Origin of the sequence: Streptomyces sp. R28 (assembly GCF_041052385.1) — a bacterium.
Lineage (GTDB): Bacteria > Actinomycetota > Actinomycetes > Streptomycetales > Streptomycetaceae > Streptomyces.
Genome location: NZ_CP163439.1, coordinates 8,057,969 through 8,083,118, shown reverse-complemented (window position 1 = coordinate 8,083,118; position 25,150 = coordinate 8,057,969). Strand labels below are relative to the sequence as shown.

Sequence of the window (25,150 nt, the reverse complement as noted above, 5' to 3'; positions counted from 1 at the left end):
TGATCGACGTGATCGGGATGTTCGAGGTGAGCGGGATGTTCGAGGTGAGCGGGACGTTCGAGGTGAGCGGAGGAAGAAACGGAGACGGAGAGCGAAAGGGAGGTGGAAGGGGTCATGCGGGGGGGAGGGGGGAACGCTCAGGACGTTTCGAGCTCCTCGTCCAGCAGGTCGAAGAGCTCGTCGGCCGTGGCCGATTCGAGGTCCTGGCCGCCCGGCGCATCGGCGTCGGTTCCACCGCCGTTCCACGCGGACATGAGCCCCCGCAGCCGGTCGGTCACCGCGGCCCGGTCGGAGTCGTCCGACGGCACTCCGGCCAATGCCCTCTCCAGCCGGTCGAGTTCGGCGAGGAGGGACAGCGCCGAGGTCGTGCCGTCCTCGACGAGTTCGTCCCGCAGGTGAGCGGCCAGCGCCTCCGGGGACGGGTGGTCGAAGACGAGCGTCGAGGGGAGCCGTAGGCCGGTCTCGGCGTTGAGCCGGTTGCGCAGTTCCACCGCTGTGAGCGAGTCGAAGCCGATCTCCAGGAAGCCGCGGGTGACTTCCACGGCCGCGGGAGAACCATGGCCGAGCACATCGGCGATCGCGGTGCGCAGGGTGTCGAGGAGGATCCGATCGCGCTCCGCGGCGTCCGCGGCGGCCAGTCGCTGCTTGAGGTCCGCGGCCGACGCGCCCGTCGGACCGCTCTTCCCCGCCGTCGGGCGGACCGGTCCGCGGATCAGGCCGCGCAGCAGCGGCGGGATCGCGTCGGGCCGCACCTGCGGGGAACCCGTGGTGAGCCGCGTCGGCATGATCACCGCGTGCCCCGCTGCCCGGCCCGTGTCGAAGAGCTCGAGGCCCTGTTCCTGCGTGAGGGGTGCCAGCCCCGCGCGGGCCATGCGGGCGATGTCGGCCTCGTCCATCCGGCCCGCCATGCCGCTCTCCGCCCAGGGACCCCAGGCGAGGGAGACAGCGGGGAGGCCGTGGGCGCTCCGGTGCTGGGCCAGTCCGTCGAGGAAGGCGTTGGCCGCCGCGTAGTTGGCCTGTCCCGGGCCGCCGAAAGTGCCGGCGGGCGAGGAGAACAGCACGAACTCCCCTACCGCCAGTTCCTTGGTCAGCTCGTGCAGGTGCCAGGCCGCGTCGACCTTGGGACGGAGCACGTCCGCGAGCCGCTGCGGGGTCAGGGACGCGACGACGCCGTCGTCCACGATGCCCGCGGCATGCACCACGGTGGTCAGCGGGTGCGCTGCGGGGATGTCCGCGAGCACCGCAGCGAGCGCCGAACGGTCGGACGTGTCGCAGGCGGCGAAGGTGACCTTCGCGCCCGACGCGGCCAGTTCCTCGGCGAGTTGCGCCGCGTTCGGCGCGTCGCCGCCCCGGCGGCTGACCAGCAACAGATGGGGCGTGCCTCGCTCGGCGAGGCGGCGGGCGACCAGTCCGCCGAGGAAGCCGCTGGCGCCGGTGATCAGCGCGGTGCCCGACTGACCGGCCGCGTCCTCCTGGTCGGTGGCGCCGGGGTCGGCGACCGGCTCAGCGGCCGCGACCCGGTCGAGGCGCGGGACGAGGATCTCGCCGGCCCGGACGGCGAGCTGCGGCTCGCCGCAGGCGACGGCCGTCGCGAGGCTCTGCGCGGACACGTCCGTGTCGTCGATGTCGACGAGGACGAACCTGCCGGGGGCCTCGGACTGCGCGGAACGCAGCAGCCCCCATACGGCCGCCTGTGCCAGGTCGGTCACGTCTTCCCCGTCGACCGCCACCGCTCCCCGCGTCGCGACGACCATGAGGACGTCGTTGAACCGCTCGTCGGCCAGCCACGCCTGGACGACTTCCAGGGCTTCGGCCGTACGCTCATGAGCTGCCTCGGAGGCGGCCGTGTCCGTGGCGGCCGGGGCGAAGGCGAGCAGGACGGCGGGCGGCGGAGTGGGCGCGGCCGCCAGGTCGTCGAGGCCCACGAAGGCGTCGACGTCGACACCGGACTCCGCGAGACCGAGGTGATCCGCCCCGAGCACGGCCCAACGGGCGTCCGGGAAGGTGCGGTCGACTGCGGCGGGCGACCAGCCGAGGCGGAACAGCGAGTCGTGGTGCGTGGACTGCCGCACCCCGTCGAGCTGTGCCGAGGTTACGGTGCGCAGCACCAGGGACTCGATGACGGCGACCAGCGCGCCCTTCGGGTCCGCGAGGGTCAGCGAGACGCCGTCCGGGCCCTTGGCGCCCTTGGGGTCCTTGGCGCCCGTGGCGCCCTGGGAGTGCTGCGATTCCTGGGCGTTCTTGGGAGTGATCCGCACCCGCAGGGCGTCGGCGCCCGCCGCGTACAGCGTCACGCCGTTCCAGGCGAACGGCAGACGGTTGCGGCCCCCGCCGTCGCCGTCGGCGTCGTGTGCCGTGCTCAGGCCCATTGCGTGCAGCGCCGAGTCGAGGAGCGCCGGGTGCAGTCCGAACCGCGCCGCCTCGGTCTCCGTACGGTCGGGCAGGGCGACTTCGGCGAAGACCTCCTCGCCCAGCCGCCATGCCGCGCACAGGCCCTGGAACACCGGGCCGTAGCCGTAGCCGATGGCAGTGAGGTACTCGTAGAGCCCGTCGACGGGAACCTCGGTGGCGCCTTCCGGAGGCCAGACCGTGAGGTCGCCCACGCCCGGCCGGTCGCCGCCCGCCGTGAGGGCGCCGCTCGCGTGACGCGTCCAGGCCGCCTCCGGTTGGCCGAGGTCGCGGGAGTGGATCTCCACGGCCCGGCGGCCGGCCTCGTCGGCGGGCCCCACCCACAGCTGGAGGCCGACGGCCCCTCCGGGGGACAGGACGAGCGGCGCCTCGATGGTCAGCTCTTCGAGGTGATCGCAGCCGACGTCGTCACCGGCCTTGACGGCCAGCTCGACGAACGCGGTGCCGGGCATCAGCACTGTGCCCATCACCGCGTGGTCGGCGAGCCAGGGGTGGCTGTCCAGCGACAGCCGGCCGGTGAACACGTACTCGTCGGAGTGGCCGAGCTCGACCGCGGCACCCAGCAGCGGGTGATCGGCCGTCCCGAGCCCCGCCGCCCGGACGTCCCCCACCGCCGCGCCGCCCTCGAGCCAGTAGTGGCCGTGCTGGAAGGCGTAGGTGGGCAGGTCGACGCGGCGGGCGCCGGTGCCTGAGAAGTACGTCGACCAGTCAACTGCCTTGCCGCGTACGTGGAGTTCAGCGAGGGCGGCGAGCAGGGTCTCCGGCTCCTCGCGGTTCTTGCGCAGGGCGGGTACGAAGGTGAGCTCCCCGCCCTCGGAACCGGAGCCGGACGTCACGCAGTCCTGCGCCATCGCGGAAAGGACGCCGTCCGGGCCCAGCTCCAGGAACGCGGTCACGCCCGCGGACTCCAGCGTGCGGACGCCGTCCAGGAAACGCACCGCCTCACGGACATGGCGCACCCAGTACTCCGGGTCCTGGACCTCCTCGGCCGACAGGACCTCACCGGTCACATCCGAGACGATCGACAGCTGCGGGGCATTGAAAGTCAACCCCTGTGCGACCGCGCGGAAATCGTCGAGCATCGCGTCCATACGCGGCGAGTGGAACGCATGACTCACCCGCAACCGCTTGGTCTTACGCCCCTCACCCTCAAAGTGCGCGGCAATCCGCAGGACCTCCGCCTCATCACCCGAAATCACCGTGGACCGCGGGCCGTTGAGCGCAGCGATCGAGACACCCTCGACCAGCAACGGGACGACCTCGTCCTCCCCCGCCTGCAACGACACCATCGCCCCACCGGCCGGAAGCGCCTGCATCAGACGACCCCGCGCCGCCACCAGCTCCGCCGCATCCTCCAGCGACAGCACCCCAGCCACGTACGCAGCCGACAACTCACCAATCGAGTGGCCCAGCAGGAAATCGGGCCGTACGCCCCACGACTTCACCAGCTCAAACAGCGCGACTTCGAGAGCGAACAGCCCGGCCTGCGTGAACTGCGTCTGATCCAGCAGCTCACCCTCACCGAACACCACCTCACGAAGAGGCCGCTCCAGATGACGGTCCAACTCCGCACACACCGCATCAAACGCATCCGCGAAGACGGGATACGCCTCATACAACTCCCGACCCATGCCCGCCCGTTGCGAGCCCTGCCCCGAGAACAGCACACCCACCCGGCCACGCGCTCCCGCGTCCCGTACCAGTCCTGGGGCGGTGCCCTGGTCGGCGAGGGCGGTGAGCGCTGTGAGGAAGGCGTCGCGGTCGGCCGCGACCACCACGGCGCGACGCTCGTGGACGGATCGGGTCGTGGCCAGCGAGTACGCGACGTCCAGCGGATCGAGGCCGGGGTCCGCGGCGACCGTCGTGCGCAGGCGTTCCGCCTGGCCGCGCAGTGCTTCCTCGTCCCGGGCGGACAGCACCCACGGCAGTGCCGCGGGCCCACCCGGCGTGCGGGGGGCGGTGGCGTCGGGGGTGTGCTCCGGAGCCTGTTCCAGGATGACGTGGGCGTTCGTGCCGCTCACGCCGAACGAGGAGATGCCGCACCTGCGGGGGTGGCCGGTCTCCGGCCAGTCCCGGCGCTCGGTCAGGAGTTCAACGGCGCCTTCCGTCCAGTCCACGTGGGTGGAGGGCTCGTCGACGTGCAGTGTCTTCGGGAGCACTCCGTGCCGGAGTGCCATCACCATCTTGATGATTCCCGCGACGCCCGCGGCGGCCTGGGTGTGGCCGATGTTCGACTTCAACGAGCCGAGCAGCAGCGGCAGTCGGCCGTCCCGGTCCCTGCCGTACGTCGTGAGGACGGCCTGCGCCTCGATGGGGTCGCCCAGCGTGGTGCCGGTGCCGTGTGCCTCCACGGCGTCGACCTGGTCCGCGGTGAGGCCCGCATTGACCAGGGCCTGGCGGATGACGCGCTGTTGTGAGGGGCCGTTGGGGGCGCTGATGCCGTTGCTGGCGCCGTCCTGGTTGATGGCGCTGCCCTTGACGACGGCCAGCACCCGGTGGCCGTTGCGCTCGGCGTCGGACATGCGCTCCAGGAGCAGGACGCCGACGCCCTCGCCCCAGCCGGTGCCGTCGGCGGCTTCGGCAAACGCCTTGCAGCGACCGTCGGAGGACAGGCCGCCCTGGCGGCTGAACTCGGCGAACACCGCCGGCGTCGCCATGATCGCGGCGCCGCCCGCCAATGCCATCGAGCACTCGCCCTGGCGCAGCGCCTGCGCGGCCAGGTGCAGGGCGACCAGCGACGACGAGCACGCGGTGTCGATGGTGACGGCCGGGCCCTCGAGGCCGAGCGCGTAGGCGATGCGGCCGGAGATCACGGCGGTGGCCGTGCCGGTGAGGAGGTAGCCCTCGACGCCCTCCGGCGGCTGGTGGACGTCGCTGGCGTACCCCTGCGACGAGGCGCCGATGAACACGCCCGTGCTGCTTCCCCGCACGGCCGCGGGGACGATCCCGGAGCGCTCGAAGGCCTCCCAGGAGGTCTCCAGGAGCAGGCGCTGCTGCGGGTCCATCGCCAGCGCCTCGCGCGGCGAGATACCGAAGAACCCGGCGTCGAAGGCGGCCGCGCCGTCGAGGAAGCCGCCCATGGGGGTGAAGCCCGGTCCGCTGCCGTCGTCGGCGAAGGCGCGTTCCCAGCCGCGGTCCGCGGGGAACCCGGAGATGGCGTCGGTGCCGGCGGCGGCGAGGTCCCACAGCTGTTCCGGGGTCCGTACGTCACCGGGGAAGCGGCAGCCCATGCCGACGATGACGATCGGGTCGTCGTCGTCGGCGGCGCCGGCCGTCGGGGCGGGCGCGGTCGTGTCGTGCTCGTGCCCGAGGGACTCGGCGAGCAGGTGCTCGGCCAGGACGCTGGCGGTCGGGTAGTCGAAGACCAGGGTGGTGGAGAGCCGCAGGCCGGTGGCCGCCTTCAGGCGGTTGCGCACCTCCACGGCGGTCAGCGAGTCGAAGCCGAGCTCGCGGAAGGCCCGGTTCGCCTCCAGCGCCGCGGCGTCGGCCAGGCCGAGCACGGCGGCGGCCTCGGTGCGTACGAGGTCGAGGACCGCGGCAGGACGCTCGTTCTCCGGCAGTTCGGCGAGGCTCTGCTGGAACGCGGAGAGGTCGCCCGTCTCGGCGGCCTCGAGTGCCGCCGCGTCGTCGAGGACCCGGCGCACTTCCGGCAGGTCCGCGAGCAGCGGGCTGGGGCGGGCCACGGTGAACGTCGGCACGAACCGCTCCCACCGCACGTCCGCGACCGTCAGCATGGTCTCTTCGTGCCCCACCGCGTCCTGCATCGCGTCGATGGCGAGCTCGGGGTCCATCACGGGCAGGCCGCGCCTGCTCAGGATCTCCTCGGCCGAGCCCTTGGCCATGCCGGCGCCGCCCCAGGCGCCCCAGGACATGGCGGTGGCGGCCAGGCCGTCGGTGCGGCGCTGCTGTGCGAGCGCGTCGAGGTACGCGTTGGCCGCGCCGTAGGCACCCTGGCCACCGCTGCCCCAGATGCCGGAGATCGAGGAGAACAGGATGAAGGCGTCCAACTCCTCCTCGCCGAAGGCCTCGTGGAGATGGGCGGCGCCCAGGACCTTCGCCCGCAGGACGTCGGCGTACTCCGCGCGACTCGTCTCGTCGATCACACTGAGCTGGCCGACACCGGCGGCGTGCACGACCGCCGTGATGCGGTCGCCCGCGTCGCGCAGCCCCTGGACCGTCGCGGTCAGCGCGTCGCGGTCCGCCACGTCGCACGCGGCGAGGGTGACTCGGGCGCCCAGCGCGGTCAGCCGCTCCTCGAGCTCCCGCGCGCCGGGGGCGTCGGCGCCCCTGCGGCTGGTGAGCACGACGTGCTCGGCGCCCTGGTCGATCAGGCGGCGTGCGATGAACGATCCCAGGGCACCCGTACCGCCGGTGATCAGTACGGTGCCGCGTGGCGTCCACCGGGTCCCGGCGGAGCCCTGACCGGACCTGGCACGCTGCAGGCGACGTCCGAAGACACCGGACGCGCGTACGGCCACCTGGTCCTCGGCCTCCTCGCCGCTGAGCACGCCGCAGATCCGGGTCCACGCACGGTCGTCGAGGATCTCGGGCAGGTCGATCAACCCGCCCCAGCGCTCCGGGTGTTCGAGGGCGACGACACGGCCGAACCCCCAGTTCATGGCCTGCTCGGTGCGGACAGGACCGTCCGAGCGGCCCACCGAGACCGCGCTCCGGGTCAGACACCACAGCGAGGCCTGACGCCCCGCGTCGCCCAGGGCCTTGACCAGCTCGACGTTGGCCGCGAGGCCCGCCGGGATCACCGGGTGCTCCGGGTCCGGTCCCTGGAGCAGCGCCAGCAGGGACACGACCCCGGCCGGCTCCGGCCCGTCGGCCAGCCGGGCGGCGAGGATCCCGCGGTCCACCTCGGTGCCGGAGACGGTGAACACCGTGACTTCGGCGCCGTGCCGCGTCAGTCCGCGCACGGTCTCGCGCACCGTCTCGTGGTCGGCCTCGGCGGCCGGGACGACGAGCAGCCAGCTGCCGGACAGGGCCGGTGCGGCCGCCGTCACGGGCTTCCACGTCACCCGGTAGCGCCACGCCTCCACCGTCGACTCGTCCCGCCGCTGCCGCCGCCACGACGAGAGCACCGGGAGCACCTCGCCGAGCGAGTCCCGGATGGCGCCGCCGAGTTCGAGGGTCTCGGCGAGCGCTTCCAGGTCGCCACGCTCCACCACGTCCCAGAACTCGGCGTCCACGGGGTCCGCCGCCGCGGCCACGGAGACCTCTCGGGCCTCCGGCCAGAACTGCTGGTGTTGGAAGGGGTAGGTGGGCAGGTCCACGTGGGTGGCCTGCTGCCCGGCGAAGAGGGCCTGCCAGTCCAGCTCCACGCCGTGGACGTGAGCCTCGGCCAGGGAGGTCATGAAGCGGCGGGCCTCGTCCTCGTCACGGCGCAGAGTGCCCAGCGCCACCGCGTCAGTGCCCGCCGCCTCGAAGGTCTCCTGCAGGCCGAGGTTGAGCACCGGGTGCGGACTCACCTCGACGAACACGGCAAGACCATCGGCCTCCGCCGCACGCACCGCCCGCTCGAACTCCACCGTGGAGCGCAGGTTGCGATACCAGTACCCGCCGTCCAGACCGGCCGTGTCCTCCAGCAGAGTGCCAGTGAGCGTGGAGTAGAACGGCACCCGCCCCGAGACCGGCGCCACACCCGCCAACAAGTCTGCCAACTCGGCCTCGATCAGCTCGACTTGAGCCGAATGCGAGGCATAATCCACGGCAATCTTCTTCGCCCGAACATCCTGCTCGGCACAGGAGGCAACCAGCTCCTCCAACGCCTGCGGCTCACCAGAGACCACCACCGAGGAAGGCCCGTTGACCGCCGCCACCGAGATACGACCATCCCAGGCCGTCAGGCGCTCACGCACCTCCACCACCGGCAACGACACCGAGACCATGCCCCCGCCACCGGACAACGCCAGCAGAGCCTTGGAGCGCAGCGCCACCACCCGCGCACCGTCCTCCAGCGACAGACCACCCGCGACCACCGCCGCCGCGATCTCCCCCTGGGAATGACCGATCACCGCAGCCGGCTCCACACCACACGCCCGCCACAACTCCGCAAGCGACACCATCACCGCCCACAGAACCGGCTGCACCACATCCACCCGATCAAAGCCCGGTGCACCCGGCTCCTGCCGTACAACATCCAGCAGACGCCAATCCGTGAACGGCTCCAACGCCGCCCCACACTCCGCCATCCGCCCCGCGAACACCGGCGACGACTCCAACAACCCCGCCGCCATGCCCCGCCACTGCGCACCCTGACCCGGGAACACGAACACCGGACGCACAGCCCGGCCCGCCACACCCCGCACCACAGCCCCGACAGAACGCCCCTCGACCACCGCCGACAACGCACCCGCCAACGAACCCGCATCACCGGCCAACACCACCGCACGGTGCTCGAACCGGGACCGACCCAACGCCAACGCCCGCCCCACAACAGGCAGTTCCGGAAGCCCGCCGCCCTCGACGGCCAGCCGCAACCGCTCCGCCTGAGCCCGCAGTGCGTCCTCCGACTTCCCCGACAGCACGAACGGCACGCCCGCACCCACGACCGGAGCAGCCCCACCGGACGGTTCCACCGCTACGGGCTCCACCTCCGGCGCCTGCTCCACGATCACGTGCGCGTTCGTGCCGCTCATGCCGAACGACGAGACGCCCGCACGCCGCGGTGCGCCCGTCTCCGGCCAGGCCCGCTGCTCGGTGACCAGCTCGACGGCACCGGCGGACCAGTCCACGTGCGAGGACGGCTCGTCCACGTGCAGGGTCCGGGGCAGCACTCCATGGCGTACCGCTTGGACCATCTTGATCACACCGGCGACGCCCGCGGCGGCCTGGGTGTGACCTATGTTCGACTTCAGCGCACCGAGGAGCAGGGGCCGTTCGGCGGGCCTGCCCTGGCCGTACGTGGCCATGAGCGCCTCGGCCTCGATCGGGTCGCCGAGACGCGTGCCCGTGCCGTGTGCCTCCACCGCGTCGACGTCCTGGGCCGAGAGGCGGGCGTTGGCGAGGGCCTGCAGGATGACGCGCTGCTGGGACGGGCCGTTCGGCGCCGTCAGGCCGTTGCTCGCGCCGTCCTGATTGACAGCCGAACCCCGTACGACCGCGAGGACTTCGCGGCCGTTGCGGCGGGCGTCCGAGAGGCGCTCCAGGAGCAGCACGCCCACGCCCTCGGACCACGACGTGCCGTCGGCCGTCGAGGCGAACGACTTGCACCGGCCGTCGGCGGCGAGCCCGCCCTGGTCGCTGAAGCCGTAGAACGCCGCAGGGGTGGACATGACGGTCGCACCGCCGGCGAGCGCCAGGGAGCACTCGCCGGACCGCAGGGCCTGCACGGCGAGATGCAGCGTCACGAGCGAGGTGGAGCAGGCCGTGTCGACCGTCACGGCGGGCCCTTCGAGGCCGAGCGTGTAGGCGATGCGGCCGGAGACGACGCTCGCGGACGTGCCGGTGAGGACATAGCCGCCGGTGCCTTCCGGGGGCGGCTGGAGGAGCGTCGAGTAGTCCTGACCGGTCGTGCCGGCGAACACGCCGGTGCGGCTGCCCTTCAGCGCGTCGACCGTGATCCCGGCCCGTTCGAAGGCCTCCCAGGACGTTTCGAGGAGCAGGCGCTGCTGCGGGTCCATCGCCAGCGCCTCACGCGGCGAGATCCCGAAGAACGCCGGGTCGAAGCCGCCGACGCCGTTCAGGAAGCCGCCCTCCATGGCGAACGAGGGGCCCGCGGAGTCGGTGGCGTCGCCGAGGCTCTCCCAGCCGCGGTCGAGCGGGAACGCCGAGATGGCGTCGACGCCCGAAGCCGTCAGCTGCCAGAGGTCCTCGGGGCTGCGCACGCCGCCCGGGTAGCGGCAGCTCATGCCGACGATCGCGATGGGCTCGGGGTCGGCCGTCTCGAGCTCCTGCAGACGCTGACGGGTCTGGTGCAGATCCGCGGTGACCCACTTGAGGTAATCCCGCAGCGTCTCTTCGTTCGCCATTCAATCCCACCCTGAGCAGACAGCACTTAATAGCGATGGAGGACCGGGAACTGGGTGGAAAGTCGTTCGACGTCCCCACTACCGAAGGAGGAATTCCCCGGCACCAATTGTCCGGGGCCACACAACCCTTGACCCAAAGCCTTCACATTGCGCATCCTCGAACGCCGACACGCCCCTTTAATTGCATCGGCATTCCAGCAGATCAACTCGCAATGCGAAGCTATTCGACCCCCCTTGGCCGCACAACCCCTATGGGTTCGGCCCGTCCCCCTAGCCAACCGCCCCTGTCGGCCCAGGGGTCGACGGCCGGGGCGGTGCCCCGGAGCCGGGCCTCGCCGCCCATTTCAGGCCGGTTCCGGGGCACGGGTCCGCAGGGGGCAGGGGGGCGGCGGCGGCCCGCTCGGCCGCCGCCGCATGGCCTGCCGCCCCGCCCCACCGGCGGGCGGGGCGGGTGCGGAGCCGTCAATTCGAGCGGCCGAGCTCCTGGTTGATGAAATCGAAGATCTCATCGTCCGAAGCCGATTCGAGCTTCTGGCTCACATCGGCCTGTTCGGTCTCGGCACGCCCCTCCGACCACTTGGCGAGGAATGCCTGCAGCCGCATGGCGACCCTCGTCCTCGTCAGGTTGTCGGGCTCCTTTCCTGACATGGCGGCCTCCAGCTTGTCCAGCTCCGCGAGGAGCGAGGCGCCCGACGTTTCTGAGTCGAACCGGAGTTCCGTGTGCAGGAATGCGGCCGCCGCTGCCGCCGTCGGATGGTCGAAGACCAGGCCGGCCGGCAGCCGGAGTCCGGTGGCCCGCGTCAGCCGGTTGCGGAGTTCCACGGCCGTCAGGGAGTCGAATCCGAGCTCCCGGAAGACCCGGTCGGCTCCGACCTCGTCCACCGGGTAGCCGAGGACCGCAGCCGCGTGGGTGCTCACCAGCCGCACCAGTTCGGCCTCCCGCTCCGGCTCGGACATGGCCGCGAGCCTTCGGCGCAGCTCGTCGGCGGCATCGTCGTCGACGTCGGTCTGCTCGGCGCCGCCCGCCAGGGCGTCCGCGGCCTCCGGCAGTTCCGCCAGGAGCGCGCTGGGCCGCAGGGCCGTGAACGACGGCGCGAACCGCGCCCAGTCCACGTCGGCGACGGTGAGCAACGGGTCGGTCTCGGCGACCGCCTGGCGCAGCGCGGTGAGAGCCAGCTCCGGCGCCATCGGGGGCAGGCCCCGTCGGCGCAGCAGCTCCGCTTCCTCGGCCTGCCCGGCCTCCCCGTCCCGCACGGTGCCTTCCACCGTGTCGCCGTCGGCCCACGGACCCCAGGCCACCGATGTCGCGGCGAGGCCGCGCGCCCGGCGGTTCAGCGCCAGGGCGTCCAGGTAGGCGCCGGCCGCCGCGTACACGCCTTGGCCGCCACCGCCCCAGACACCGGCGATGGTGGAGAACAGGACGAAGGCGTCCAGTTCCGTGTCGGCGAGGACCGCGTCGAGATGCGCCGCACCGACCACCTTGGCGGCCAGTCGTGCGTCGGCCTCCTCCATGCGGATGGTGTCGAGCGGGGCGAGGTGGTTGCCGCCGACGGTGTGCACCACCGCCCGCACGGGCCCGCCCTCGTCGGCGAGCCGCCGGACCAGCGCCTCGAGCGCGGCACGGTCGGTCACGTCGCAGTGCTCGACGACCGCGCGCTCGCCGAGCGCCGTCACCGCGGCCGGTTCCTGTCCTTCGGGCGTCATCAGGACCACCCGGTCGGCCTCGGTGCCGGCCAGCCAGTGCGCGACGTACGAGCCGAACGGCGTCGTGGCATCGGTGACCAGCACCGTGCCGCGGGGGGCCCACTCGCCGCCCGTGGTGTTCGCCGACGCCCGCAGGAGCCGGGGCACGAACACTCCGGCCGAGCGCACCGCGGCCTGGTCCTGGCCGCTGCCGCCGCCGATGAGGGCGAGGACCCGGTCCACCGCCCGCTCGTCCGGCGTCAGCGGCAGGTCGATCAACCCGCCCCAGCTCTGCGGCTGTTCCAGAGCGGCGACCCGGCCGAGGCCCCACAGCTGCGCCTGTGCCGGTTCCGGTGCGGCGTCGGAGCGGCCCGTGCTCACGGCCCCGCGGGTCAGGCACCACAGGGGCGCCCGTACACCCGCGTCGCCCAGTGCCTGCACCAGGTCCAGCGTGGCCGCCATGGGCTCCTGGCCCAGCGCCAGCAGGGAGACGACGCCCGCGATGCCCTCGGGGCCCGCGGCCTCGCCGGCTCCGGCCAACTGCTCGGCCAGTCCGGTCCGGTCGCGCGTCCCCGGGTCGACGGACAGGCGGACGGCCGCGGCGCCCTGTGCCTCGATCCCGGCGACGACCGGGTGGCCGAGGTGCTCGTCGGCCGCCACGACCAGCCAGGTGCCGGACAGCGGCGCGGCGGCGTCGTCCGCGACCGGCTTCCACGCAACCCGGTAGCGCCAGGCGTCGACCGTGGACTGCTCGCGGGACTGGCGGCGCCACGACGACAGCAGCGGCAGCACCTCGCCCAGCGGCTGGTCCGCGGTGAGTGCGGCGCCCTCGACGAGTCCGGACAGGTCCTCCTGCTCCACCGCGGCCCAGAACCGTGCGTCCATGGACGACACGGCACCCGTCTCCGGGGCGGCGGGACCGCCCGGCTTCGGCCAGTAGCGCTGCCGCTGGAAGGCGTAGGTGGGCAGGTCGACGCGTCGGGCGCCGACACCGGTGCCGGAGAAGTACGTCGCCCAGTCGACCGCCTTGCCGCGTACGTGCAGTTCGGCGAGGGCGGTAAGCAGGGCCTGCGGCTCGTCGCGGTCCTTGCGCAGGGCCGGTACGAAGCCGAACTTCTCGGGGTCGACGGCGGTGTCGGTGAGGCAGTCCTGGGCCATGGCGGAGAGGACTCCGTCGGGGCCCAGCTCCAGGAACGCGGTCACGCCTTCCCCTTCCAGGGTGCGGATGCCGTCCAGGAAACGGACGGCCTCGCGGACGTGACGGACCCAGTACTCCGGGTCCTGGAGCTCGGCCGATGTCAGGACCGTGCCGGTCACGTCGGAGACGATCGCGACCTCGGGCGCGTTGAAGGTGAGTCCCTGCGCGACCTTGCGGAAGTCGTCGAGCATCGCGTCCATACGCGGCGAGTGGAACGCATGACTCACCCGCAACCGCTTGGTCTTACGACCCTCACCCTCGAAGTGCGCGGCGATCCGAAGGACCGCGTCCTCGTCGCCCGAAATCACCGTGGAGCGCGGCCCGTTGAGCGCGGCGATGGACACGCCCTCGACCAGCAGCGGCAGGACCTCACTCTCGGCCACCTGCACGGACACCATGGCGCCGTCCGTCGGGAGCGCCTGCATCAGACGACCCCGCGCCGCCACAAGAACAGCAGCGTCTTCGAGCGACAGCACACCGGCGACGTACGCAGCCGACAGCTCACCGATCGAGTGCCCGAGCAGATAGTCGGGCCGCACGCCCCACGCCTCGACCAGACGGAAGAGCGCGACTTCGAGCGCGAACAGCCCGGCCTGCGTGAACTGCGTCTGATCCAGCAGCTCGCCACCGTCGAAGACGACCTCACGCAGCGGCCGCTCCAGGTGACGGTCCAGCTCCGCGCAGACCGCGTCGAACGCGTCCGCGAAGACGGGATGGGTCTCGTACAACTCCCGGCCCATGCCCGCCCGTTGCGAGCCCTGACCGGAGAACAGCACCGCGAACTGTCCGGACGTGATCGAGTCCACGATCACGTTCGAGTCCGTGCCGCCCTCGGCCAGCGCCTCGATGCCGCGCAGCAGCGCGTCCCTGTCCTTTCCGACGACGACGGCCCGGTGGGCCAGCGCGGCACGGCTCGTGGCGAGGGAGAACGCCACGTCCGACGTGTCGAGTCCGGGCCGGCGCAGCAGGTGCGACCGCAGGAGGCGGGCCTGCGCCGTGAGGGCGCGTGCCGACTTCGCGGACAGCATCCACGGCAGGACCGGGGACGACGAGGCGGTCGGGGCGGCCGGCCGCGGCTCCACGGCGACTTCGGGCTCGGGAGCCTGCTCGATGATCGTGTGGGCGTTGGTGCCGCTGATGCCGAACGACGAGACCGCGGCGCGCCGCGGCTCACCCGTCTGCGGCCACGCCACCGATTCCGTCAGGAGCTCGACGGCCCCCGCCGACCAGTCCACCTGCGTGGACGGCTCGTCGACGTGCAGCGTCCGGGGCAGTACGCCGTGCCGCATCGCCATGACCATCTTGATGACGCCGGCGACACCTGCGGCGGCCTGCGTGTGACCGATGTTCGACTTGACCGAGCCGAGCAGCAACGCCTGTTCCCGCGTCCGCTCCTGGCCGTACGTCGCGATCAGCGCCTGTGCCTCGATCGGGTCACCGAGCCTGGTGCCCGTGCCGTGCGCCTCCACCACGTCGACCTGCGACGCCGACAGGCCGGCCGAGGCGAGGGCCTGGCGGATGACGCGCTGCTGCGCGGGCCCGTTGGGGGCGGTCAGACCGTTGCTGGCGCCGTCCTGGTTCACCGCGGAACCGCGGACGACCGCAAGGACTTCATGGCCGTTGCGGCGGGCGTCCGAGAGACGCTCCACCAGCAGCATGCCGACGCCCTCGCCCCAGGCCGTGCCGTCCGCCGCGTCGGCGAACGCCTTGCAGCGGCCGTCCTCCGACAGACCACGCTGGCGGGAGAACTCGATGAACGCGCCGGGCGTCGACATCACCGTGGCACCGCCGGCCAGGGCCAGCGAGCACTCCCCCGACCGCAGTGCCTGGATCGCCAGGTGCAGCGCCACCAGGGACGACGAGCAGGCCGTGTCCACGGTGATCGCGGGTCCTTCGAGGCCGAACGTGTACGACAGCCTGCCCGACACGGCGCTGGCTCCGTTGCCGGTGCCCATGTGGCCCTCGGCGCTGTCGGCGGACATGAACAACAGGGCCGAGTAGTCCTGGCCGTTGGTGCCGGTGAAGACTCCGGTCCGGCTGCCGCGCAGCGACTCCGGATCGATGCCCGCCCGCTCGAACGCCTCCCACGACGTCTCCAGGAGCAGTCGCTGCTGCGGGTCCATTCCGGTGGCCTCGCGCGGCGAGATCCCGAAGAAGACGGGGTCGAAGTCCCCCACGTCACGCAGGAATCCGCCCTCCGTCACATACGAGGTGCCCACGTGGTCGGGGTCCGGGTCGTACAGCGAATCGAGGTCCCAGCCCCGGTCCACCGGGAATCCGGTCACCCCGTCCGTGCCGGCCGCCAGCAGTTCCCACAGCTCTTCCGGCGTACGGACACCTCCCGGGAAGCGGCAGCTCATGCCGACGATCGCGATCGGGTCGTCCGGGTCGGTCACCGCCGTCACCGTCGCCTCCAGGGCGCCGGCCCGGTCGGCCTCGCCGCCGAACAGCTCGGCCCGCAGGTGCTCGGCCAGAACCGTCGGAGTCGGGTGGTCGAACACCATGGTGGCGGGGAGCTTCAGCCCGGTCTCCTTGGCCAGGCGGTTACGGAGCTCCACCGCGGTCAGCGAGTCGAAGCCGAGCTCCCGGAAGGTGCTCGCCGCGGTGACCGAGTCCGCGCTTCCGTGCGCGAGGACGACCGCCGCCTGGTTCCGCACCAGGTCGAGCAGTGCCCGGTTCCGCTCCGCTCCGGTGGCCGCGGCCAGCCGGTCCCGCAGGGCCGAGGCCCCGCCGTCCGCCGTCGCGGTCTCCTCCTCCTGGAGGTCGCGCACCTCGGGCAGGCCCGTGAGGAGCGGGCTCGGGCGCAGCGCGGTGAACGCGGGTGCGAACCGCGTCCAGTCGACGTCGGCCACGGTGATGTGCGTGTCGCCCGCGGCGAGCGCCTGCTGCAGGGCCGCGACGGCCCGCTCAGGAGCCATGGCAGGCAGACCCCGGCGCAGCAGCTCCGCCTCGGCCTCGCCCGCCGCCATGCCGCCGTCGGCCCACGGCCCCCAACTGATCGACGTCGCGGTCAGGCCACGGGCCCGCCGGTCCTGGGCGAGGGCGTCGAGGTGGGCGTTGGCCGCGGCGTAGGCGGCCTGACCGCCACTGCCCCACACGCCGGCGATCGACGAGAACAGTACGAACGCGTCGAGTACGTCGGGTCCGTCGGGTCCGTCGAGCGCATCCGGGGCGTCGGAGGTGCCCGGGGTGCCGACCTCGAACACGGCGTCGAGGTTCATCGCGCCGGTCACCTTGGCGGACAGGACGGCCACCAGGGCGTCGTCGTCCAGCGTGTCCAGCGGGTGCGAAGCAGCCACACCGGCGGTGTGGAAGACGGAGCGGACCGGCGTACCGGCCTCCTTCAGCCCCTCCACCAGCGCTTCCAGCGCCTTCCGGTCGCTCACGTCGCATACGACGACCTCGACCGCCACACCCAACGCCTCCAGCTCGGCCACCAACTCGACCGCACCCGGAGCCGCCAGCCCACGACGACTGGTAAGCACAAGCCGCTCAGCACCACTACCAGCCGCCCAGCGAGCAACATGCCCACCCAACGCACCAGTACCACCCGTCACCAACACCGTCCCACGAGGCGACCAACCACCCGCCACCACACGGCTGTTGACAGACGCACGCACCAGACGCCGCCCATACACACCCGACGCACGCACCGCCAGCTGATCCTCACCAGCCGCACTGACACCGGTACCGGACAGGACACCGCACACCCGGCCCACCGCACGCTCATCCAACGACTGCGGCAGATCGACCAACCCACCCCAACGGCCCGGCCGCTCCAACGCAGCAACCCGACCCAGACCCCACACCTGAGCCTGCACCGCATCCACCGCACCATCGGAACGACCCACCGACACCGCACCCCGCGTCAAGCACCACAACGGCACCGACCACTCCGCGTCACCCAGCGCCTGAACCAGGGACAACGTCCCCAGCGCCATGTCCTGCCGGCCACCCAGAGCCAGCAGCGACACCACACCGGCGAACTCGCCACCCTGCTCGGCCAGCCGTGCGGCGAGCGCCTCACGGCTCACCTCACCACCATCGACCAGCCACTCCACAACCTCCCCGCCACACGCACGCATCCCCGCAACCACCGGATGACCCGCACACGCCGACGGCGCCACCACCAACCAGGCCCCCTCCAGCCCAGCACGATCGACACCCGAAACCGGCTGCCACGTCACCTCGTAGCGCCAGGAGTCCACGGTCGACAGATCGCTCGACCTGCGCCTCCAGGAGGAGAGCACGGGCAACGCCGCGCCCAACGACTCCAGCTCGTCCGAGCCCAGAGCCGCCGCGAACGCACCCACGTCCTCCTGCTCCACCGCGGCCCAGAACGCACCGTCCAGGTCCGACGCCGGGGAAGCGGAAGCCGCTCCGGCACCGCCCATCAGCAGCGCCCCGCCCTCCGGCCAGAAGCGCTCGCGCTGGAAGGCGTAGGTGGGCAGATCCACGCGGCGGGCACCCGTGCCGGCGTAGTACGACGACCAGTCAACTGCCTTGCCGCGTACGTGGAGTTCAGCGAGGGCGGTGAGCAGGCTCTCCGGCTCCTCGCGGTTCTTGCGCAGGGCGGGTACGAAGGCGAGCTCATCGCTATCGGAGCCGGAGCCGGTCACGCAGTCCTGCGCCATCGCGGACAGCACGCCATCCGGACCCAGCTCCAGGAACGCGGTCACCCCCGCGGACTCCAGGGTGCGGATGCCGTCCAGGAAGCGGACGGCTTCGCGGACGTGACGGACCCAGTACTCCGGGTCCTGAAGTTCAGCCGATGTCAGGACCATGCCGGTCACGTCCGAGACGATCGACAGCTGCGGGGCGTTGAAGGTCAGGCCTTCGGCCACGGCACGGAAGTCGTCGAGCATCGCGTCCATACGCGGCGAGTGGAACGCATGGCTCACACGCAAGCGCTTGGTCTTACGACCCTCACCCTCGAAGTACGCGGCAATGGCAAGCACCGCGTCCTCATCGCCCGAAATCACCGTGGAGAGCGGGCCGTTGAGCGCGGCGATGGACACGCCGTCGCCCAGCAGCGGAACGACCTCGTCCTCAGCCGCCTGCAACGACACCATCGCCCCGCCGGCCGGGAGCGCCTGCATCAGACGACCCCGCCCCGCCACGAGAGCAGCAGCGTCCTCCAGGGACAACACGCCGGCCACGTACGCAGCCGACAACTCACCGATCGAGTGGCCCAGCAGATAGTCCGGCTTCACACCCCACGACGTCACCAGCTCAAACAGAGCCACCTCAAGCGCGAACAGACCCGCCTGCGTGAACTGCGTCTGATCCAGCAGCTCATGTCCCTCGAAGACGACCTCACGAAGAGGCGTCTCCAAGTGCCGGTCCAGCTCGGCGCAGACCGCGTCGAAGGCGTCCGCGAACACCGGGAAGGCCGCGTGGAGTTCACGCCCCATACCGACCCGCTGCGAACCCTGACCCGAGAACAGCACACCCGTCTTACCGGGCGACACCGAACCCTCCACGACCCGCTCGCCGATCAGCACCGCACGGTGCTCCAGCACCGCACGCGTCGTAGCCAGCGAGAAACCGACATCCACCGGCGACAGCTCAGAGCCGACGGAACGCTCGGCGACGAACGACCTCAGCCGCTCCACCTGCCCCGCCAGCCCCGCCTCCGACTTCGCCGACACCACCCACGGCACCACCGGCAACGCCACCGGATCCACAACCGGCTCCGGCTCCTCCACCTCCGGCGCCTGCTCCACGATCACGTGCGCATTCGTGCCGCTGATGCCGAACGACGAGACACCCGCACGCCGCGGCGCACCCGTCTCCGGCCAGTCCCGCTGCCCGGTGACCAGCTCCACCGCTCCGGCCGACCAGTCGACCTGCGGCGTCGGCTCATCCACATGCAGCGTCTCGGGCACGATCCCGTGCCGCATCGCCTGCACCATCTTGATCACACCCGCCACACCGGCAGCCGCCTGCGTGTGACCGATGTTCGACTTGATCGAACCCAGCAACAGCGGCCGGTCCTCCGAACGCTGCTGACCGTAGGTCGCCAGCAGCGCCTGCGCCTCGATCGGGTCACCCAGCGTCGTACCCGTACCATGCGCCTCGACCACGTCGACATCGATGGCGTCGAGTCCGGCGTTGGCCAACGCCGCCCGGATCACGCGCTGTTGAGACGGACCGTTCGGAGCGGTCAGACCATTCGACGCACCGTCCTGGTTCACCGCCGATCCACGGACCACCGCCAGGACCCGGTGACCATTGCGCCGCGCGTCCGAGAGCCGCTCCAGGAGCAGCATGCCGACGCCCTCGCCCCAGCCGGTGCCGTCGGCCCCGGCCGCGAAGGACTTGCAGCGACCGTCCGCCGCGAGACCACGCTGACGGCTGAACTCGATGAAGCTGCCGGGCGTGGCCATGATGCTCGCGCCGCCGGCCAGCGCCATCGAGCATTCGCCCGACCGCAGTGCCTGCGCCGCGAGGTGCAGGGCGACCAGGGACGACGAGCACGCCGTATCCACCGTCACCGCCGGGCCCTCAAGGCCCAGCGTGTAGGAGACGCGACCGGAGACGACACTGCCCGAGGTACCTGTCGCAAGGTATCCCTCGACTCCTTCGGGCACGTTGGCCAGCTGCGCCACGTAGTCGTGGTACATCAGGCCCGCGAAGACGCCGGTGCTGCTGCCGCGCAGCGAGGCCGGGTCGATCCCCGCGGACTCGATGGCCTCCCACGACCCTTCGAGCAGGAGCCGCTGCTGCGGGTCCATCGCCAGCGCCTCACGCGGGCTGATCCCGAAGAAGCCCGGGTCGAACTCGGCGGCGTCGTGCAGGAATCCGCCCTCGCGGGTGAACGACGTGCCCGGGCGGTCCGGGTCGGGGTCGTACAGCGCGTCCACGTCCCAGTTTCGGTCCGTGGGCAGTCCGGTAATTCCCTCGCCACCGGTGGCCACCAGGTCCCAGAGCTTGTCCGGCGATTCGGCGCCGCCGGGGAACCGGCAGCTCATGCCGACGATGACGACCGGGTCGTCCGCCGTGCCGACGGCCATGGGGGCCGACGGCACGGCTGCCGCCGCCTGGTCGCCGACGATCTCGGTGCGGATGTGGTCGGCCATCGCGATCGGCGTCGGATAGTCGAACACGAGGGTGGCCGGCAGGCGCAGCCCGGAGGCCCCGCTCATCCGGTTGCGGAGTTCGATCGCCGTGAGCGAGTCGAAGCCCAGCTCGGTGAAGGCCCGCTGGGGCTGCACCGCGTCGCCCGAGGCATGGCCGAGCACGGCGGCAGCCTCCGCACGTACGAGATCCAGCACGAGTTCGCGCTGTTCGGCTTCGGGGAGTGCAAGGAGAGTGCGGGCAAAGGACGCGGACTGATCCGCACCCGACTGCGCCACCCGCCGACTCGGCACCCGCACCAACCCACGCAACAACAACGGCGTCAACTCCGGACGCGCCCGCAACGCCGCCAAGTCCACCCGGACCGGCACCACCACCGACGCCTCCACACCCCCCGCCACATCGAACAACCCAAGACCCTGACCCGACGACAACGGCACCAGACCACCCCGCGCCAACCGCCGCAGATCAGCCTCACCCAACTGCCCCGTCATCCCACTCGCCTGCGCCCACAACCCCCACGCCAACGACTGACCCACAAGCCCCGCACCACGCCGCACCTCAGCCAGCGCATCCAGGAACGCGTTCGCCGCCGCGTAGTTCGCCTGACCCGCACCACCGAACACACCCGCCGCCGACGAGAACAACACAAACAGCGACAGATCCAAATCACGCGTCAACTCGTGCAGATGCCAGGCCGCATCCACCTTCGGACGCAACACCACATCCAAACGCTCCGGAGTCAGCGAGGACAGCACACCGTCATCCAGGACACCGGCGGTGTGTACGACACCCACCAGCGGATGCTCGGCGGGCACAGCGTCCAGCACCGCCGCCAGAGCGTCACGGTCAGCCACATCACACGCGGCCACCCGCACCCCGGCACCCAGCTCCTCCAACTCCGCCACCAACTCAGTGGCATTAGGCGCCTGTTCACCGCGCCGGGACAGCAAGAGCAGATGGCGCACGCCGCGCTCGGCCACCAGGTGCCGGGCCACCAAACCACCCAGAACACCACTCGCACCCGTCACCAGGACCGTGCCCTGACCATCGAGATCGCCCACCGGCCGCTCGGCGGAAACAACCACCCGCGCCAGCCGCGGCACGAACACCTCACCACGCCGGACCGCCAACTGCGGCTCACCCGAAGCCACCGCCGCGGACAACACCGCCCGCGACGGCTCACCCTCATCCGCATCGAGGTCGGCGAGGACGAACCGGTCGGGGTTCTCCGACTGCGCCGAACGCAGCAGACCCCACACCACCGCCTGCACCGGATCCGGCACCTCAGCCCCGTCACAGGCCACCGCACCCCGCGTCACCACCACCAGCCGCGCCTGACCAGCCGACTCATCCGCCAGCCACCCCTGCACCAACTCCAGCGCCCGCACAGCCACTTCATGCGCCCGCGCAACCACATCACCCGCGACGCCCGCGACGCCCGCACTCAGATCCTCGACCCGCACCTCAGACTCATCCTCAGCCGCATCCGCAGGCACAGCCAGCGCCGACCACTCCACCCGGAACAACGCGTCCCGAGCCACATCACCGCTACCCGCACCCCGCAACTGCTCAGCAGTCACCGGACGCAACGCCAGCGACTCCACCGACGCCACCGCAGCGCCCGTGCCGTCGGCCAGCAGCAACGAGACACCCGAACCCGACCGAGCGATCCGCACCCGCAACACCCGCGCACCCACCGCGGACAGCGACACCCCCGACCACGCGAACGGCAGACCCACACCGCCCTCGACCGCATCCGGGTCACCGTCGGCGGCGAGCCCGATCGCGTGCAGCGCCGAGTCCAGCAGCGCCGGATGCAACCCGAAGCCCTCGGCGTCGGGCCCTTCGGGCAGCACCACCTCGGCGAAGACGTCACCGCCCTGTCGCCAGGCCGATCGCAGGCCCTGGAACAGCGGACCGTACTCGTAGCCCGCATCGGCGAGTTCCTCGTACAGGGCGTCGATCGTTACCGCCTGGGCGCCCGTCGGCGGCCACTGGGCCAGCTCTTCCGTCACCGGCGCGGCAGTCGTGGCCAACACGCCGCTCGCGTGCCGCGTCCAGACTCCGTCCGCGGACTCGGCGGGACGCGAGTGCACCGTCAGTTCGCGCCGTCCCGACTCGTCGGCCGAGGCGACCGCGACCTGGACGGCGACCGCGCCCTGGTCGGCGAAGACCAGCGGAGCCTCGATGGTGAGCTCTTCCACCAGGCCGCATCCGACCTGGTCGGCGGCGTGCAGTGCCAGTTCCACGAATGCGGTGCCCGGCAGCAGCACCGAACCCCACACCGCGTGATCCGCCAGCCACGGATGCGTCTCGACCGACAGTCGGCCGGTCAACAGGACACCATCGGTACCCGCGAGCCCGACCGCACCCGACAGCAGCGCATGGTCGACCGAGTCCAGTCCCGCGGACGAGACGTCCAGGTTCCCCTGCCCGGGAGAGCCACTCAGCCAGTAGCGCTCGTGCTGGAAGGGGTAGGTGGGCAGGTCCACGTGGGTGGCCTGCTGCCCGGCGAAGAGGGCTTGCCAGTCCAGTTCGACGCCGTGGACGTGAGCCTCTGCGAGGGAGGTCATGAAGCGGTACGCCTCATCCTCGTTCCGGCGCAACGTACCCAACGCCACGGCATCGCTGCCGGCCGCCTCGAAGGTCTCCTGCAGGCCGAGGTTGAGCACCGGGTGCGGGCTCACCTCAATGAACACAGCCAGGCCGTCCCCGGCCGCCGCGCGTACGGCTTCCTCGAACTCCACCGTGGAACGCAGGTTGCGATACCAATACCCGCCGTCCAGACCGGCCGTATCGTCCAGCAAGGCCCCCGTCAGCGTGGAGTAGAACGGCACCCGGCCCGAGACCGGCGACACCTCCACCAACAAGTCTGCCAACTCGGCCTCGATCAGCTCGACTTGAGCCGAATGCGAGGCATAGTCCACCGCGATCTTCTTCGCCCGAACACCCTGCTCGACGCAGGAGGCAACCAGCTCCTCCAACGCCTGCGGCTCACCAGAGACCACCACCGAGGAAGGCCCGTTGACCGCCGCCACCGAGATACGACCCTCCCAGGCCGTCAGGCGCTCACGCACCTCCACCACCGGCAACGACACCGAGACCATCCCACCGCCACCGGACAACGCCAGCAGAGCCTTGGAGCGCAGCGCCACCACCCGCGCACCGTCCTCCAGCGACAGACCACCCGCGACGACCGCCGCCGCGATCTCCCCCTGGGAATGACCGATCACCGCAGCCGGCTCCACACCACACGCCCGCCACAACTCCGCAAGCGACACCATCACCGCCCACAGAACCGGCTGCACCACATCCACCCGGCCAAAGCCCGGTGCACCCGCCTCCTGCCGTACGACGTCCAGCAGGCGCCAGTCCGTGAACGGCTCCAACGCCGCCCCACACTCCGCCATCCGCGCCGCGAACACCGGCGAGGACTCCAGAAGCCCCGCCGCCATGCCCTGCCACTGCGCACCCTGACCGGGAAACACGAACACCGGACGAGCCGAGGAACCCACGACACCACGCACCACACCAGCGGCCGAACCGCCGCCCAGCGCGACCGCCTCCAGACCCGACCGCAGCTCCTCCAGCCCACCCGCCAGCACCACCGCACGGTGCTCGAACCGCGACCGACCCAACGCCAACGCCCGCCCCACAGCAGGCAGTTCCGGCAGCCCGCCGCCCTCGACGACCAGCCGCAACCGCTCCGCCTGAGCCCGCAGCGCCCCCTCCGACTTCCCCGACAGCACCAGCGGCACACTCGCGCCCACGACCGGCGCGGACTCGGCCAAGGACTCCGTCACCACAGGCTCCGCGTCCGGCGCCTGCTCCACGATCACGTGCGCGTTCGTGCCGCTGATGCCGAACGACGACACCGCAGCACGCCGCGGCTCGCCCGTCTCCGGCCAGGCCACCGACTCGGTCAGGAGCTCGACGGCCCCCGCCGACCAGTCGACGTGCGAGGAGGGCGCGTCCACGTGCAGCGTCTGGGGCAGCACTCCATGACGTACGGCCTGGACCATCTTGATGATTCCGGCGACGCCCGCGGCGGCCTGCGTGTGGCCGATGTTCGACTTGATCGAACCCAGCAACAGCGGCCGGTCCTCCGGACGCTCCTGCCCGTACGTCGCGATGAGCGCCTGGGCTTCGATCGGGTCGCCGAGACGCGTTCCCGTGCCATGCGCCTCCACCGCATCCACCTGCGACGCCGACAGCCCCGCATTCGCCAGAGCCTGACGGATCACACGCTGCTGCGACGGACCGTTCGGCGCCGTCAGACCATTCGACGCACCGTCCTGGTTCACCGCCGAACCTCGCACGACCGCAAGGACCCGGTGACCATTGCGGCGCGCGTCGGACAGGCGCTCCACCAGGAGCATGCCGACGCCCTCGGACCAGCCGGTGCCGTCCGCCGCGTCGGCGAACGCCTTGCAACGGCCGTCGGCCGCGAGGCCCCTCTGCCGCGAGAACTCCACGAACGTCGCCGGGGTCGCCATGACGGTGACACCGCCGGCCAGCGCCATCGAGCACTCGCCCGACCGCAGCGACTGGATCGCCCAGTGCAGCGCGACCAGGGACGACGAGCACGCCGTGTCCACGGTCACCGCGGGACCCTCGAAGCCGAACGTGTACGAGACACGGCCGGACGCCACGCTGCCCGAGTTGCCCGTGCCGATGAACGCCTCGACGCCATCGGGCACGGAGCCGAGCCGGGCCGCGTAGTCGTGGTACATCAAGCCCGCGAAGACACCGGTGCGGCTGCCGCGCAGCGAGGCCGGGTCGATGCCCGCCCGCTCGACGG

Annotated in this window: 2 protein-coding genes (1 of these 2 only partly in view); both read right to left on the bottom strand. The window is 71.7% G+C overall.

All coding sequences use genetic code 11. The annotated features are described in order from the left end of the window. Positions 1-137: 137 nt before the first annotated feature. Complete coding sequence (locus AB5J49_RS35680; protein ID WP_369172974.1) at positions 138-10,385, bottom strand: type I polyketide synthase; 10,248 nt, start codon at positions 10,383-10,385, stop codon at positions 138-140. Between the two features lie 462 nt (positions 10,386-10,847). Next, positions 10,848-25,150, bottom strand: the 3' portion of a protein-coding gene (locus AB5J49_RS35675) for a type I polyketide synthase (RefSeq protein WP_369172973.1). It continues 15,442 nt past the right edge of the window; only the last 14,303 of its 29,745 coding nucleotides appear in the window; the start codon falls outside the window, past its right edge; it ends in the stop codon at positions 10,848-10,850.